The 15164-nt window shown below is 69.5% G+C and carries 13 protein-coding genes; 7 read left to right on the plus strand and 6 right to left on the minus strand.

Annotation, left to right across the window (positions count from 1 at the left end):
• Positions 1 to 156: 156 nt before the first annotated feature.
• The 4 genes from ACWD5F_RS39530 to ACWD5F_RS39545 all read left to right on the plus strand — a co-directional run bounded on the left by ACWD5F_RS39530 (position 157) and on the right by ACWD5F_RS39545 (position 6685).
• Complete coding sequence (locus tag ACWD5F_RS39530) at positions 157 to 3984, plus strand: multifunctional oxoglutarate decarboxylase/oxoglutarate dehydrogenase thiamine pyrophosphate-binding subunit/dihydrolipoyllysine-residue succinyltransferase subunit (RefSeq protein ID WP_451261076.1); 3828 nt, start codon at positions 157 to 159, stop codon at positions 3982 to 3984.
• Positions 3985 to 4069: 85 nt separating this feature from the next.
• Positions 4070 to 4252: a DUF6104 family protein gene (locus ACWD5F_RS39535; protein ID WP_019058231.1), complete on the plus strand. Its 183-nt coding sequence runs from the start codon at positions 4070 to 4072 to the stop codon at positions 4250 to 4252.
• Between the two features lie 239 nt (positions 4253 to 4491).
• Positions 4492 to 5577, plus strand: coding sequence for a DUF4097 family beta strand repeat-containing protein (locus ACWD5F_RS39540; RefSeq protein WP_451261077.1), 1086 nt, complete (start codon positions 4492 to 4494; stop codon positions 5575 to 5577).
• 1 nt (position 5578) lies between these two features.
• The gene (locus ACWD5F_RS39545) at positions 5579 to 6685 is read left to right on the plus strand and encodes a helix-turn-helix transcriptional regulator (RefSeq protein ID WP_451261078.1); all 1107 of its coding nucleotides are present in this window, start codon (positions 5579 to 5581) and stop codon (positions 6683 to 6685) included.
• Between the two features lie 131 nt (positions 6686 to 6816).
• Here the strand turns inward: ACWD5F_RS39545 and ACWD5F_RS39550 are convergent, their stop codons facing one another.
• The 5 genes from ACWD5F_RS39550 to ACWD5F_RS39570 form a co-directional block, all read right to left on the minus strand.
• Positions 6817 to 7443, minus strand: a complete 627-nt coding sequence (locus tag ACWD5F_RS39550) for a hypothetical protein (RefSeq protein WP_451261079.1) — start codon at positions 7441 to 7443, stop codon at positions 6817 to 6819.
• Between the two features lie 142 nt (positions 7444 to 7585).
• Positions 7586 to 8212 carry a Clp protease N-terminal domain-containing protein gene (locus tag ACWD5F_RS39555; RefSeq protein ID WP_451261080.1) on the minus strand — a complete coding sequence of 209 codons (627 nt, stop codon included), beginning with the start codon at positions 8210 to 8212 and terminating at the stop codon, positions 7586 to 7588.
• The gene (locus tag ACWD5F_RS39560; RefSeq protein WP_123997798.1) at positions 8212 to 8421 is read right to left on the minus strand and encodes a helix-turn-helix domain-containing protein; all 210 of its coding nucleotides are present in this window, start codon (positions 8419 to 8421) and stop codon (positions 8212 to 8214) included. The genes ACWD5F_RS39555 and ACWD5F_RS39560 overlap by 1 nt, the downstream gene beginning before the upstream one ends.
• 121 nt (positions 8422 to 8542) lie before the next feature.
• A complete protein-coding gene (locus tag ACWD5F_RS39565; protein WP_401729731.1) occupies positions 8543 to 9508 on the minus strand; it encodes a zinc-binding dehydrogenase in 966 nt (321 codons plus the stop codon).
• A gap of 242 nt (positions 9509 to 9750) precedes the next feature.
• Entirely contained in the window at positions 9751 to 10983 is a 1233-nt protein-coding gene (locus ACWD5F_RS39570) for an NAD(P)-dependent malic enzyme (protein ID WP_401729729.1), read from the minus strand.
• A gap of 588 nt (positions 10984 to 11571) precedes the next feature.
• Between ACWD5F_RS39570 and ACWD5F_RS39575 the strand changes: the two genes are divergently transcribed.
• From ACWD5F_RS39575 to ACWD5F_RS39585, 3 genes are read left to right on the plus strand one after another with little or no spacing between them, the layout of a single operon-like run.
• Positions 11572 to 12534: an ABC transporter substrate-binding protein gene (locus tag ACWD5F_RS39575; RefSeq protein ID WP_451261081.1), complete on the plus strand. Its 963-nt coding sequence runs from the start codon at positions 11572 to 11574 to the stop codon at positions 12532 to 12534.
• Positions 12535 to 12566: 32 nt separating this feature from the next.
• A complete protein-coding gene (locus ACWD5F_RS39580; RefSeq protein ID WP_451261082.1) occupies positions 12567 to 13505 on the plus strand; it encodes an amino acid ABC transporter permease in 939 nt (312 codons plus the stop codon).
• A 44-nt stretch (positions 13506 to 13549) separates the two neighbouring features.
• Complete coding sequence (locus ACWD5F_RS39585; RefSeq protein WP_401729739.1) at positions 13550 to 14302, plus strand: amino acid ABC transporter ATP-binding protein; 753 nt, start codon at positions 13550 to 13552, stop codon at positions 14300 to 14302.
• A 62-nt stretch (positions 14303 to 14364) separates the two neighbouring features.
• Here the strand turns inward: ACWD5F_RS39585 and ACWD5F_RS39590 are convergent, their stop codons facing one another.
• Entirely contained in the window at positions 14365 to 15123 is a 759-nt protein-coding gene (locus tag ACWD5F_RS39590) for a methyltransferase domain-containing protein (protein WP_451261083.1), read from the minus strand.
• Between the last annotated feature and the right edge of the window lie 41 nt (positions 15124 to 15164).

The following is a 15164-nucleotide window of genomic DNA, read 5'->3' on the forward strand; positions in this document are numbered from 1 at the left end:
CACGCTTGTTTCCCGCCATTTCACGGCCCGAAACACGATTTCCGGTGTGACTTACACGACGATGAACCGGCCCGGCCTGACCTTCGCGGTCATGGGGGCGTAGCCTTAATTCCCGCTGTCCATCACCTTGTGAAGCGGAAGAGGGCGGTTGCCGCCGTGTCGTCACAGTCCCCCAGTAACTCGACCATCTCGACCGAGTCCGACCAAGCAACGGGGAAGAACCCCGCTGCCGCGTTCGGCCCCAACGAGTGGCTCGTCGACGAGATCTATCAGCAGTACCTCCAGGATCCGAACTCGGTGGACCGAGCCTGGTGGGACTTCTTCGCCGATTACAAGCCGGGCGCCGCTGCCGCCCCGGCTCCGGCGGGCACTGCGGCCGCGGGGGCCGTAGCGACCACCCCGACGAATCAGGCTCCGGCTCCCGCTCCGGCGGCGCCCAGCGCGCCGGCCGCGGCCGCCCCGGCGGTTCCCGCGCCGGCCCCCGCGGCCCCGAAGCCGGCAGCCGCGGCTGCTGCGCCCGCCGCGGCTCCGGCCGCGAAGCCGGCCACGGCTCCCGCGCCGACGCAGGCGAAGCCCGCGGTGGCCAAGCCGGCCGCGCAGACCGCGCCCGCCGAGGGCCCGGAGCTGGTGACGCTGCGCGGCCCCGCCGCCGCCGTCGCGAAGAACATGAACGCCTCGCTGGAGGTGCCCACGGCCACGTCCGTGCGCGCGGTCCCGGTGAAGCTGCTCTTCGACAACCGCATCGTCATCAACAACCACCTCAAGCGCGCCCGGGGCGGGAAGATCTCCTTCACGCACCTCATCGGGTACGCGATGGTGCAGGCCATCAAGGCCATGCCGTCGATGAACTACTCCTTCGCGGAGAAGGACGGCAAGCCGACCCTGGTCAAGCCGGAGCACATCAACTTCGGCCTCGCCATCGACCTGGTGAAGCCCAACGGCGACCGCCAGCTGGTCGTCGCGGGCATCAAGAAGGCCGAGACGCTGAACTTCTTCGAGTTCTGGCAGGCCTACGAGGACATCGTCCGCCGTGCGCGTGACGGCAAGCTGGGCATGGACGACTTCACCGGTGTGACGGTCTCCCTGACCAACCCCGGCGGCCTCGGCACGGTCCACTCGGTGCCGCGTCTGATGCCCGGTCAGTCGGTCATCATGGGCGTCGGCTCCATGGACTACCCGGCGGAGTTCCAGGGCACCTCCCAGGACACCCTGAACAAGCTCGGCATCTCGAAGGTCATGACGCTCACGTCGACCTACGACCACCGGGTCATCCAGGGCGCCGCCTCCGGCGAGTTCCTGCGCGTCGTCGCCAACTACCTCCTCGGCGAGAACGGCTTCTACGACGACATCTTCGAGGCGCTGCGCATCCCCTACGAGCCGGTCCGCTGGCTCAAGGACATCGACGCCTCGCACGACGACGACGTCACCAAGGCCGCCCGCGTCTTCGAGCTGATCCACTCCTACCGGGTCCGCGGCCACGTCATGGCCGACACCGACCCGCTGGAGTACCGCCAGCGCAAGCACCCCGACCTGGACATCACCGAGCACGGGCTCACCCTGTGGGACCTGGAGCGCGAGTTCGCGGTCGGCGGCTTCGCCGGCAAGTCCCTGATGAAGCTGCGCGACATCCTCGGCGTGCTGCGCGACTCGTACTGCCGCACCACCGGCATCGAGTTCATGCACATCCAGGACCCCAAGCAGCGCAAGTGGATCCAGGACCGCATCGAGCGCTCGCACACCAAGCCGGAGCGCGAGGAGCAGCTGCGCATCCTGCGCCGCCTGAACGCGGCGGAGGCCTTCGAGACCTTCCTGCAGACGAAGTACGTCGGCCAGAAGCGCTTCTCCCTGGAGGGCGGCGAGTCCGTCATCCCGCTGCTCGACGCGGTGCTGGACTCGGCCGCCGAGTCCCGCCTGGACGAGGTCGTCATCGGCATGGCCCACCGCGGCCGCCTGAACGTCCTGGCGAACATCGTCGGCAAGTCGTACGCGCAGATCTTCCGCGAGTTCGAGGGCAACCTCGACCCGAAGTCGATGCACGGCTCCGGCGACGTCAAGTACCACCTGGGCGCCAACGGCACCTTCACGGGCCTGGACGGCGAGCAGATCAAGGTCTCGCTGGCCGCGAACCCCTCCCACCTGGAGACGGTCGACCCGATCATCGAGGGCATCGCCCGCGCCCAGCAGGACATCATCAACAAGGGCGGTACGGACTTCACGGTCCTGCCGGTCGCCCTGCACGGTGACGCGGCCTTCGCTGGCCAGGGCGTGGTCGCCGAGACGCTGAACATGTCGCAGCTGCGCGGCTACCGCACCGGCGGCACGGTCCACATCGTCATCAACAACCAGGTCGGCTTCACCGCGGCCCCCGAGTCCTCGCGTTCCTCCATGTACGCGACGGACGTGGCCCGCATGATCGAGGCCCCGATCTTCCACGTGAACGGCGACGACCCGGAGGCCGTGGTCCGTGTGGCCCGCCTGGCCTTCGAGTTCCGTCAGGCGTTCAACAAGGACGTGGTGATCGACCTCATCTGCTACCGCCGCCGCGGTCACAACGAGTCGGACAACCCGGCCTTCACCCAGCCCCTGATGTACGACCTGATCGACAAGAAGCGCTCGGTGCGCAAGCTCTACACCGAGTCCCTCATCGGTCGCGGCGACATCACCCTGGAAGAGGCCGAGCAGGCCCTCCAGGACTACCAGGGCCAGCTGGAGAAGGTCTTCACGGAGGTCCGCGAGGCCGTCACGGCCCAGCCGAGCGCCGGCCCGATCTCGGACCCGCAGGCGGAGTTCCCGGTCGCCGTGAACACCGCGATCTCCGCGGAGACCGTCAAGCGGATCGCCGAGTCCCAGGTCAACATCCCGGACTACTTCCACGTACACCCGCGTCTGCTGCCGCAGTTGCAGCGCCGGGCGTCGATGGTCGAGGACGGGACGATCGACTGGGGCATGGGCGAGACGCTCGCCGTCGGCTCCCTTCTCCTGGAGGGCACCCCGGTCCGCCTCTCCGGCCAGGACTCGCAGCGCGGCACCTTCGGCCAGCGGCACGCGGTCCTGATCGACCGTGAGACGGGCGCGGAGTACACCCCGCTCCAGTACCTCGCGGAGGAGCAGGCGCGCTACAACGTCTACAACTCCCTGCTGTCCGAGTACGCGGTCATGGGCTTCGAGTACGGCTACTCGCTGGCCCGCCCCGACGCGCTCGTGATGTGGGAGGCGCAGTTCGGCGACTTCGTCAACGGCGCGCAGACGGTGGTCGACGAGTACATCTCGGCGGCGGAGCAGAAGTGGGGCCAGACGTCCGGCGTCACGCTCCTGCTCCCCCACGGCTACGAGGGCCAGGGCCCGGACCACTCGTCCGCGCGCGTGGAACGCTTCCTCCAGCTCTGCGCCCAGAACAACATGACGGTCGCGATGCCGACCCTCCCGTCGAACTACTTCCACCTCCTGCGCTGGCAGGTGCACAACCCGCACCACAAGCCGCTGGTGGTCTTCACCCCGAAGTCGATGCTGCGCCTCAAGGCCGCCGCGTCGAAGACGGAGGAGTTCACGTCGGGTCAGTTCCGCCCGGTCATCGGCGACTCGACGGTCGACCCGGCCGCGGTCCGCAAGGTCGTCTTCGTCGCGGGCAAGCTGTACTACGACCTGGAGGCCGAGCGCACCAAGCGCGGCATCACGGACGTGGCGATCATCCGCGTCGAGCGCCTGTACCCGCTGCCGGGTGCGGAGCTCCAGGCGGAGGTCAACAAGTACCCGAACGTCGAGAAGTACCTGTGGGCCCAGGAGGAGCCGGCCAACCAGGGCGCCTGGCCGTTCATCGCCCTCAACCTGATCGACCACCTGGACCTGGCGGTCGGCGCGGACGTGCCTCACGGCGAGCGACTGCGGCGGATCTCGCGTCCGCACGGGTCGTCGCCGGCGGTCGGTTCCGCGAAGCGGCACCAGTCGGAGCAGGAGCAGTTGGTGCGTGAGGTGTTCGAGGCGTAAGCCCCACCCGCTGTCACGTGCGGCCGGGCCGCACCCCCGATCCGGGGGTGCGGCCCGGCCGTTTCCGCCCACTTATCCTTGACCCATGTACTTCACGGACCGTGGCATCGAAGAACTGGAGAAGCGGCGCGGCGAGGAGGAAGTCACCTTCGAGTGGCTCGCCGAGCAGCTGCGGACGTTCGTCGATCTGAATCCGGACTTCGAGGTGCCGGTGGAGCGGCTGGCGACGTGGCTGGCCCGGTTGGACGACGACGAGGACGACGAGTAGCGGTTCGTTCCGAAGCGCCGACGCATGCGCGCACGCTAGGGCAATTTGTCATGCCTGGTCACTCTCTGGGGCATTTCGAGACCTCGCCCAGACTCTCCCCGAGCCCTCCCTAGACCCTCCCGAAGGCATCCCCTAGGGGTCGATATCCCCCAAACGAGTGGCTTGACTTTCCTCGACCGCGATATATCGTGAATAGCGGAAGACGCGATATGGCGCGTCAGGACGGGGAGGTCCGGAACATGTCCGAGTGGTCCGTCGCAGAGCCGAGGAAGCTCACGTTCGATGAGCCCGTGCGAGAGCTGCATGTGCGAGTCGTCAACGGAACGGTGAACGTGGTGGGCACCGAGGAAGGTTCCGCCCGCCTGGAGGTCTCCCGGATCGAGGGACCTCCCCTGACAGTGACCCAGCGGGACGGCACCCTCACGGTCGCCTACGAGGATCTGCCCTGGAAGGGCTTCCTCAAGTGGCTCGACCGGAAGGGCTGGCGGCGCTCCGCCGTCGTCTCCCTGGCCGTTCCGGTGGACACCCGCGTCGAGGTGGGCGTGGTCGGCGCCGCGGCCGTGGTCTCCGGGCTCGACGGGCGCGCGGAGGTCAAGGGGGTCACCGGCGACACCACGCTGGTACGGCTCACCGGCCCGGTCCGCGCGGACACCGTCTCGGGGAACGTGGAGGCGCAGGCCCTCAGCGGCGACCTCCGTTTCAACTCCGTCTCCGGTGATCTGACCGTCGTCGAGGGCGCGGGCTCCTCCGTCAAGGCGGAGTCGGTGAGCGGCTCGATGATCGTCGACCTCGACCCGGCCGGTCGCCCGACCGACGTCAGCCTGACGAGCGTCTCCGGCGAGATCGCCATCCGGCTGCCGCACCCGGCGGACGCGGAGGTGGAGGCCAACACCGCGAGCGGCTCGGTCTCCAACGCCTTCGAGGACCTGCGGGTGAGCGGCCAGTGGGGCGCCAAGCGGATCACCGGCCGGCTCGGTTCGGGCAGCGGCCGCCTGAAAGCGACCACCGTCTCGGGCTCCATCGCCCTGCTGCGGCGACCTCCGACGGAGGACGGGCCTGAGGACGGGCCCTGGGACTCGACGCCGGACGACTTCGAGGCGAAGGTCGACGACTTCGAGGCTGAGGTTCCGGATGCGGCTCCGAGCTCCGGCGACGCGGCCCGGGACGCCGACCTGCTGACCAAGCACGACAGCACGGACGCCACCGACGACATCGACCCGTCGGCCGAACCTGACAGCAACTCGGGGGACAATTCCGTTTCCGGCCCGGGCGACGGCACGAGTGACGCCCCGACCGACGGTACGACCGACAAGAAGGTGCTCTGACATGCCCCCCGTCTTCGCCCACGGCCGCCTGCGCCTCTACCTGCTCAAGCTGTTGGACGAGGCCCCGCGCCACGGCTACGAGGTGATCCGCCTCCTCGAAGAACGGTTCCAGGGGCTGTACGCGCCGTCGGCGGGCACCGTCTACCCCCGTCTCGCCAAGCTGGAGGCGGAGGGCCTGGTCACCCACACCACCGAGGGCGGCCGCAAGGTGTACGCCATCACCGACGCGGGCCGCGCCGAACTCGCCGACCGCAGCGGCGAACTGGCCGACCTGGAGCTGGAGATCCGCGAGTCGGTGGCCGAGCTGGCCGCCGAGATCCGCGCCGATGTGCGCGGCGCGGCGGGCGATCTGCGGCGCGAGATGCGGGCCGCGGCGAGCGAGGCCCGCAGCGGTGCCGGCGCCAGGAGCCGCGGGGATGGCGAACACGCCGGTCCCGCGGGCGACTTCGGGGACTTCACCGACAAGGAGTCCTGGCGCGTCGCCAAGGAGGAGATGCGGCGGGTCAAGCAGGAGTGGAAGGAACAGGCCCGGCGGGCCAAGGACGAGAGCCGGCGGGCCCGTGACGAGGCCCAGCGGGCCCGGCGCCAGGCCAAGGAGGCGCAGGAGCGGGCCCGGGCCCAGGCGCAGGAGGAGTTGCAGCGCATCGGCAAGCGGGTCCAGGAGCAGGTGCAGGACCACTTCTCGCGGGGCGACTGGCCGACCGGGGTGCGCGAGGGGCTGACCGAACTGGCCAAGGAGTTCGGCGAGTTCGGGAAGGACTTCGGCAAGGAGTTCGGGAAGGACTTCGGGTTCGGGCGGGGTGGCGCGGGAGCGGGCGCCGGCGCTGGTACCACCGGTGCGGGTGCGGACGCTTCCGGCACGCAGCCCGACTACTCGCAGACGCCTGAGGACTTCCCGGCCGAGTTCGAGCCGAGCTGGGCGCACGACGACTCGACGACCGGTGACGCGGCGCGTGACCTCGACCGGTTGCTCGACCGCTTCCGGGACGACATCCGCGACGCGGCCCGGGATCACGGGGTCACGGACGACCAACTGCGCGATGCCCGCCGCCACTTGTCGACGGCGGCGGCGCACATCGGGGCGATACTGCGTACGCCGAAGGCCTGAGCGAGCGGGCGAGCGGGCGAGCGGGACGGCACCAGGCGCACCCCACAGTGCGCCCGGCCGGCCCCTCACAGCCGGCGCCAGTCACACGCGCCACCAGCCGCATGCGCCGCCGGCCGCATACAGCGCGCCAGTCACATGCACTGCCAGAGGAACCGGCCCTCCTTGCCGTCCGGGGCGAGGAAGGCGTAACCGACGCCCGAGTCGCCGAAGTCGACGTCGAAGGGCAGTTTGCCGGAGTCGAGCTGGACGACCAGGGACCAGTCGTCGCCGGGAGGCTCCTCGCCCTGGAGCCAGTGCGGTTCGACCCCGGGTCCGCCGAGGAACTGCCAGGGCCGACGGCTCTCCCCGTCCCCCTCGGCAGCGGCGGCACCCGGCAGATGGTCGGCGCCTGCGCTCGGCCCCTCGGCCCGCTCCTCGACGGTCACGAACTCAGGGACGCGGCCGTCGGGTTGGATCACGAGGGCGTTCTCCCCGCCCTCAGGGTCGAAGGTGCCGTCGACGGAGTCGTTGCCGCTCCCGGTCATGAAGAGGTACGCGAGCCGACCGCCCGCCAGGGCGAACTGCCCCAGGAACTCCATCGGTCGCCCGGTCCCCCGGGACAGCGGCCACTGCGGCTCCGCCAGCCACACCGGTTGCCCGCCCACCTTGGTCACGGCGTCCCGCACGGCTCCGTCCGCCGGGAAGAGGACGAGCGGCACGGGCTCGGACACGGATACGGTCTCGGACACCGGATCGGACGCCGGTTCGGACGCAGTCATGGGCTCTCCTTCGAAGGACCAGGTCATTCTCGGCAGGCCCAACCCCAGTACCCATCCCTGACACCCCCACGGCCACATCTTCGCCGCCCTGTTCGCCGAGCCCTGGTCGTCGCTGATCGCCGCTGTCCGGCGCCCGGCCCGATCAGCCGGCCTTGGCCTCGCCGCCGTCGGCACCCGCTCCGTACAGCACCCGCGACAGCGACTCGTGCGTCACGCCGTGATCGGCGAGCACCTCGCCCGGTACGCCCGGCATGACGGTGAGGGCCAGGAGAAGATGTTCGTCGCCGACGTGCCGGTCGCCGTGGGCGAGGGTGGCGCGCAGTGCTCGTACGAGGACGTCCTTCGCGCCCCGTTCGAAGGGCCGGCGCCCCAGCCCGCGGCTGCCGGACCCACGGCCTCCAGGCCCGCGACCGCCGGTCACCCGACCGCCGCTCCCCCGGTCCCCGGACATCGCCCCGACTCCGTGGACCTCCTCGACCCGGGCGACGATCTCCGAGACGTCGATGCCCAGCCCGGCGAGGGCCTCCGCCTCGGCCTGGGACAAGCCGGCCCGGCGTCGTGCCTCGGCCAGGGCCCGGCGTACGGACTCCTTGTGCTCGGGGTCGGTCACGCCGAGCGCGGCCAGGGCGAAGGACGCGCGGCTGCCTTCGCGGTCCAGCAGCGCGAGCAGTATGTGCTCGGCGTCCACGGACCGCGCCCCCGACCGTTCCGCCTGCTCCACCGCGCCCTGGACCACCGTGCGGGCGTCCTTGGTGAACCGCTCGAACATCAATGCCTCCCGTACTTCTTGTGCACGGCCTGCCTGCTCACTCCGAGTTCCGCGGCGATCTCCTGCCACGACCAGCCCTGATTGCGGGCGTTGCGCACCTGTACCGCCTCCAACTGCTCCAGCAGGCGGCGCAGGGCGCTGACGGCCCGTAGGCCGACCCGTGGATCGCGATCGCCCGCGCGCTCGGCGAGATCCGTTGCTTCGGTCATGATGTCAACTTACGTTGACACCCCTCGCCTGTCAACCACAGTTGACAAACGCCGACGGCCGACCCGTCGTGAACCACAGGTCGGCCGTCGGCGCAGAGAAGAAAAGAGGCGAAGAGTGGGGTCAGCCGTTCGTGAGGACGATCTTTCCGAACTGGTCGCCGGACTCCAGTCGTTCGAAGCCCTCGCGGGCGCGGTCCAGCGGGAGGATCTCGTCGATGACGGGACGTACGCCGGTGGCGGCGCAGAAGGAGAGCAGGTCCTCCAGCTCGTCCTTGGTGCCCATCGTGGAGCCGACGACCTTGAGTTCGAGGAAGAAGATGCGGGTCAGTTCGGCGTGCGAGGGGCGGTCGCCGCTCGTCGCGCCGGAGATGACGACCGTGCCGCCGGGACGCAGGGACTTGATCGAGTGCGACCAGGTGGCCGCGCCGACCGTCTCGATGACGGCGTCCACGCGTTGCGGCAGCCGCGCGCCCGACTCCACCGCCTCGACCGCGCCGAGTTCCAGCGCCCGCTTCCGCTTGGCCTCGTCCCGGCTGGTGGCGAAGACCCGCAGCCCCGCGGCCTTGCCGAGCACGATCGCGGCGGTCGCGACCCCGCCGCCGGCGCCCTGGACGAGGACCGAGTCGCCGGGGCGGACACCGGCGTTGGTGAAGAGCATGCGGTACGCCGTGAGCCAGGCCGTGGGCAGACAGGCGGCCTCCGCGAAGGAGAGTTCCTTCGGCTTGGGCAGGATGTTCCAGGTCGGGACGGCGACCTGCTCGGCGAAGGTGCCCTGGTAGCGCTCGGTGAGGATGGAGCGGGGTTCCTTCGGGCCGACGCCGTGACCGCTCTGGCCGATAACGGAGTGCAGGACGACCTCGTTGCCGTCCGCGTCGACACCGGCGGCGTCACAGCCGAGGATCATCGGCAGCCGGTCCTCCGGGAGTCCGACGCCCCGGAGCGACCAGAGATCGTGGTGGTTGAGGGAGGCGGCCCTGACATCGACGGTGCTCCAGCCGGGACGGGCCTCGGGGGCGGGTCGGTCCCCCGACTCCAGTCCGGCGAGCGGTTGGTCGCGGTCGATTCGGGCGGCGTAGACGGCGAACATGGCGTCGACGATAGGCTCCGCCGGTTGCGCGGGGAACCGATGGGCGCTGTGACACACGCCCTCTTGCCATGAACGCCGACCAGCGCTTGGGATTTTTCAGCCCGTCCGGCGTTCCTTCTCAGCCGGCCTGGCTTGGCCTTCTTCAGCCCGTCCGGCGTTTGAGGACGAGGCCGCAGGCCGATGGGGGTCTGGGGGCGCAGCCCCCAGGACGCGCACCCCCACCGGCCCGCACAACCGAACCGTCAGCGACGGGCAACGCCCTCGGCCCGAGCAGCCGCAGCCACCGCCGAGGTCACCGCCGGGGCAACCCGCTCGTCGAACGGCGACGGGATCACGTAATCCGCGGCGAGGTCATCGCCAACGACACCCGCCAACGCCTCCGCCGCCGCGATCTTCATCCCCTCCGTGATCCGAGAGGCCCGAACCTGCAGCGCGCCGGCGAAGATACCCGGGAACGCCAGCACGTTGTTGATCTGGTTCGGGAAGTCGGACCGCCCGGTCGCCACGACCGCCGCGTACTTGTGCGCGACGTCGGGGTGCACCTCGGGGTCCGGGTTGGCCATGGCGAACACGAACGCGCCCTTCGCCATGGAGGCGACGGCCGCCTCCGCGACCGTACCGCCGCTGACGCCGATGAAGACGTCGGCGCCGGACAGGGCGTCCTCCAGGGAGCCGGTCAGGCCCGCCTTGTTGGTGAAGCCGGCCACCTCGCGCTTGACGGAGGTCAGGTCGTCCCGGTCGGCCGAGACGACGCCCTTGCGGTCGGCGACCGCGACATCGCCGATACCGGCCTCGACCAGCATCCTCGCGATCGCGACCCCGGCCGCGCCGGCGCCGGAGATGACGGCCCGCAGATCCGCGATGGACCGCCCGCTCAGCCGCGCAGCGTTGCGCAGGGCGGCCAGCGTCACGACCGCCGTGCCGTGCTGGTCGTCGTGGAAGACCGGGATGTCGAGCCGCTCCTGGAGCTTGCGCTCGATCTCGAAGCAGCGGGGCGCCGAGATGTCCTCCAGGTTGATGCCACCGAAGGACGGGGCGAGGCGCACCACGGTCTCGACGATCTCGTCGACGCCGGTGCAGGCCAGCGCGATCGGCACCGCGTCCACGCCGCCGAACTGCTTGAACAGGATGGCCTTGCCCTCCATCACCGGGAGGGAGGCCTCCGGGCCGATGTCGCCGAGGCCGAGCACCGCCGTGCCGTCGGTGACGACGGCCACCACGGACGACTTCCACGTGTAGTCGTTGACCAGGTCCGGCTGCTCGGCGATGGCGGTGCACACGCGCGCGACGCCGGGCGTGTAGGCCAGGGACAGGTCGTCCTTGTCCCGGAGCGGCACGGTGGCCTGCACGGCCATCTTGCCGCCACGGTGGAGCGCGAACGCCGGGTCGAAGGAATCGAGGGGCTCGGCCCCGCCGTCCTGGTCGCTATGTCCCGGCTTGTTGTCGCTGCGAGGATTGACGATCTCCGCTGCCACTTTGTTTTACCCCTTAAGTCTTCAATGGTTGAGGGTGGGCCACTTCGGGTGAGAAGTGGGCGGGACCGCGCATGCCCACGTGATTGGTGCGTACGGGTCATACGCGACGGGCGCGTCGCACACGCGCCCGGGGCCCCGGATGAGGGGTGTAAAGCACCTTCTTACCGGACGTCCCGCGCCGAGGACGAGTCCATTCGGCGCAAGGTCACATCGCGGGTTGAGAAGGTCACATCTCGATGACAAGAATCGTCATGAAATAAGCGGACACGTCCTCGACAAGCCTCTGACCGGCGCCTAAGCAGTGATCAACGCCTCGGGGCGCCGGTCCGCATCCTGGGATGCGCCGAAGATCTTCCGGCCGGAACAGTGGATTCCCGCAGATGGTCCGGACATGTCGTACCGAACCGGCGCGGTTCGGGGGTCACCCGTTATCCGATTTTGACATGGCTGGCACCTTGAACGGCTCAGTCCGAATGGCAAGATGCCGTAATCACACAAGGTCGCGACACCCGAAGCCGTGTGTTCTCGTCGACCCAACGGCACTGTCGACCTGTCGGCAAATCAACCCATCCGCCGGAGGAACCCAAGATGACCGCACGCTCCACGCTTCGTACCACCGCCGCGCACCACCGCCTGGCCGCAGTGGGTGCGATCGCGGTCGCAGGCACTCTGCTGCTCGCCGGCTGCGGCGACCAGACCAAGGACAAGGACAGCTCCGACAGCGGCAGCGCGTCCACCAGCTCGGCCCCGCTGGCCGCCAAGCTCCCCCAGGCGATCCGCGACAAGGGGGTCGTCAAGGTCGGCTCCGACATCGCCTACGCCCCGGTCGAGTTCAAGGACTCCTCCGGCAAGACGGTCGGCATCGACCCGGACCTCGCGGACGCCATGGGCAAGCAGCTCGGCGTGAAGTTCCAGTTCGAGAACGGCACCTTCGACACCCTGATCACGGGTCTGCGCTCCAAGCGCTACGACATCGCCATGTCCGCGATGACCGACACCAAGGACCGCCAGGAGGGTGTCGACTCCGAGACCGGCAAGAAGGTCGGCGAGGGCGTCGACTTCGTCGACTACTTCACCGCCGGTGTCTCGATCTACACCAAGAAGGGCGACGACCAGGGCATCAAGACCTGGGCCGACCTGTGCGGCAAGAAGATCGCGGTGCAGCGCGGCACGGTCTCCGAGGACCTCGCCAAGGCCGAGGCCAAGAAGTGTCCGAGCGGCAAGAAGCTGTCGATCGAGTCCTTCGACAACGACCAGCAGGCCCAGACCCGGGTCCGCTCGGGCGGCGCCCAGGCCGGTTCGTCCGACTTCCCGGTCACCGCGTACGCGGTGAAGACCTCGGGCGGCGGCAAGGACTTCCAGATCGTCGGCGAGCAGGTCGAGGCCGCCCCGTACGGCATCGCGGTCGCCAAGGACAACACGCAGCTGCGGGACGCCCTGCAGGCCGCGCTCGACGCGATCATCAAGAACGGCGAGTACGACAAGATCATCACGAAGTGGGGCGTCGCCGACGGCGCCGTCACGGCCGCCGCCGTCAACGGCGGCAAGTGACCGCGGCCCGCGGACACTGAGAGGCAATCCCCGTGACTGCTGACATCGACAAGACGGCGGAGCCGCAGGACACTCCCCCGGCCGGACCGGAGGCCATCAAGGCCGTCCCGGTCCGGCACTACGGGCGGTACATCTCGGCCGTCATCGCGATCGCCCTCCTGGTCGCGATCATCTACGCGTTCGGCCAGGGCAAGATCAACTGGAACGCCGTTCCGGACTACTTCTTCGACCACCGCATCATCAAGGGCGTCGGCCAGACGATGCTCCTGACGGTGCTGTCGATGGTGATCGGCATCGTCGGTGGCATCCTGCTCGCCGTCATGCGGCTGTCGAAGAACCCCGTGACCTCGTCCATCGCCTGGTTCTACATCTGGTTCTTCCGGGGCACCCCGGTCCTGGTCCAGCTCTTCGTCTGGTTCAACCTGGGTCTGGTCTTCGAGTACATCAACCTCGGCCCGATCTACAAGAACTACTGGTCGGACTTCATGACGCCGCTCCTGACGGCGTTGCTCGGCCTCGGCCTCAACGAGGCCGCGTACATGGCGGAGATCTGCCGGGCCGGTCTGCTCTCGGTCGACGAGGGCCAGACCGAGGCCTCGCACGCCTTGGGCATGAGCCACGGCAAGACCCTGCGCCGGATCGTCATCCCGCAGGCGATGCGCGTGATCGTGCCGCCCACGGGCAACGAGGTCATCAACATGCTGAAGACCACCTCGCTGGTCTCGGCGGTGCAGTTCTACGAACTCCTGCGCTACGCCCAGGACATCGGCCAGACCTCCGGCGCCCCGGTGGAGATGCTGTTCCTGGCCGCCGCCTGGTACCTGATCCTCACCTCGGTGCTGAGCGTGGGGCAGTACTACATCGAGCGGTACTACGCCCGCGGCTCCAGCCGCAGCCTGCCGCCGACGCCGTGGCAGCGGATCAGGACCAACCTGGCACCCGTGTTCAGCAGGAAGGGAGCCACGGCATGACCGAGCAGAAAGCAGCGGCGCCCGTGCGCGACACCGGCGTCCCGATGGTCAAGGCCGAGGGCGTGCACAAGTCCTTCGGTCCGGTCGAGGTCCTCAAGGGCATCGACCTGGAGGTGAAGTCCGGCGAGGTCTTCTGCCTCATCGGCCCCTCCGGCTCCGGCAAGTCGACCTTCCTGCGGTGCATCAACCACCTGGAGAAGGTCAACGCCGGGCGGCTGTACGTCGACGGGGAGCTGGTCGGCTACCGCCAGAAGGGCGACAAGCTGTACGAGCTCAAGGACAGCGAGGTCGCGCTGAAGCGCCGGGACATCGGCATGGTCTTCCAGCGCTTCAACCTGTTCCCGCACATGACGGCGCTGGAGAACATCGTCGAGGCGCCGATCCAGGTCAAGGGCGCGAGCAGGGCCGCGGCCCGGGAGCGCGCCGGTCAGCTCCTGGAGCGGGTGGGCCTGGCCGACAAGGCGGGCAGCTACCCCTCGCAGCTCTCCGGCGGCCAGCAGCAGCGCGTCGCCATCGCCCGGGCCCTGGCCATGGACCCGAAGCTGATGCTCTTCGACGAGCCGACCTCGGCCCTGGACCCGGAGCTGGTCGGTGACGTGCTCGACGTCATGCGCGACCTCGCCGAGTCCGGCATGACGATGATCGTCGTCACCCACGAGATGGGCTTCGCCCGCGAGGTGGGCGACAGCCTGGTCTTCATGGACGGCGGTGTGGTCGTCGAGTCCGGCAACCCGCGCGACGTCCTGACCAACCCGCAGCACGAGCGGACGCAGTCGTTCCTGTCCAAGGTGCTGTAGCGGTACGACGGTGAAGGGGCGGTACGGAGATCTCCGTACCGCCCCTTTCCGTATGGGCCGGCCTACTTGAGCGCGAGCAGCAGCGTGTCCGACGGCGAGCACCACACCGGACGCGCCTCCCCGAACCCCTTCTCGCGCAGCACGCGTGCGTGCCACTGGGCGGAGGGCATGTCGCCGTCCGCGTGGGCGCCGTAGATCTCGAAGCGGCGGGCGGTGGGGGCGGCGAGGACGGGGTCCTGGGCGGCGCGCTGCCACCACTCGGCCCAGTCCAGGGCGCCGTTGCGCAGGGCCTGGTCCATCTGCCGGTGACGTTGGCCGGATTCGGCCGCGTTGATCCGGGGCGTGGTCTCGTCGATCATGTGGTCGGCGTTCATGAACACGCCGCCGTGGCGAACCAGTTCGCCGATCTGCCCGTAGAGGGCAGCGAGGGGTTCGGTGTGCAGCCAGTGCAGGGCCGTCGCGGTCAGGACGGCGTCGTACGACGCGTGGGGCAGTCGCGTGGGCCAGTCGGGATCCTTGAGATCGGCCTCTACGAAGGTGACGCGGTCGTCGCCCTCGAAGGTGCCGCGGGCGATGGCGAGCAGGGCGGGGTCGAGGTCGATGCCGGTGCTGGTGGCGTTAGGGAAGCGGGCGAGCAGGCGGGCGGTGATGCTGCCGGTGCCGCAGGCGAGGTCGAGGACGCGGGGTTCGGGGCCGGCGAAGGCCTCGACCATGTCCAGCATGATCCGGAACCGCTCCTCGCGGTCCGGCATGTACCACTCCTGCTGCCGGTCCCAGCTCTCCTGCCAGGACTGCCAGTCGGTTCCGGTCGCAGTGGCCATGGAATCCCCTCTTCCCTTCAGCCGCGTAATACCCTGGATAC

The organism is Streptomyces sp. NPDC002499, assembly GCF_053595415.1.

What these genes read in the sequence shown, in the direction of transcription:
- ACWD5F_RS39535 (WP_019058231.1), top strand. Translation starts at nt 4,070, where the DNA reads ATGTACTTCACGGACCGTGGCATCGAAGAACTGGAGAAGCGGCGCGGC.
- ACWD5F_RS39540 (WP_451261077.1), top strand. Translation starts at nt 4,492, where the DNA reads ATGTCCGAGTGGTCCGTCGCAGAGCCGAGGAAGCTCACGTTCGATGAG.
- ACWD5F_RS39545 (WP_451261078.1), top strand. Translation starts at nt 5,579, where the DNA reads ATGCCCCCCGTCTTCGCCCACGGCCGCCTGCGCCTCTACCTGCTCAAG.
- ACWD5F_RS39550 (WP_451261079.1), bottom strand. Translation starts at nt 7,443, where the DNA reads ATGACTGCGTCCGAACCGGCGTCCGATCCGGTGTCCGAGACCGTATCC.
- ACWD5F_RS39555 (WP_451261080.1), bottom strand. Translation starts at nt 8,212, where the DNA reads ATGTTCGAGCGGTTCACCAAGGACGCCCGCACGGTGGTCCAGGGCGCG.
- ACWD5F_RS39560 (WP_123997798.1), bottom strand. Translation starts at nt 8,421, where the DNA reads ATGACCGAAGCAACGGATCTCGCCGAGCGCGCGGGCGATCGCGATCCA.
- ACWD5F_RS39565 (WP_401729731.1), bottom strand. Translation starts at nt 9,508, where the DNA reads ATGTTCGCCGTCTACGCCGCCCGAATCGACCGCGACCAACCGCTCGCC.
- ACWD5F_RS39575 (WP_451261081.1), top strand. Translation starts at nt 11,572, where the DNA reads ATGACCGCACGCTCCACGCTTCGTACCACCGCCGCGCACCACCGCCTG.
- ACWD5F_RS39585 (WP_401729739.1), top strand. Translation starts at nt 13,550, where the DNA reads ATGGTCAAGGCCGAGGGCGTGCACAAGTCCTTCGGTCCGGTCGAGGTC.
- ACWD5F_RS39590 (WP_451261083.1), bottom strand. Translation starts at nt 15,123, where the DNA reads ATGGCCACTGCGACCGGAACCGACTGGCAGTCCTGGCAGGAGAGCTGG.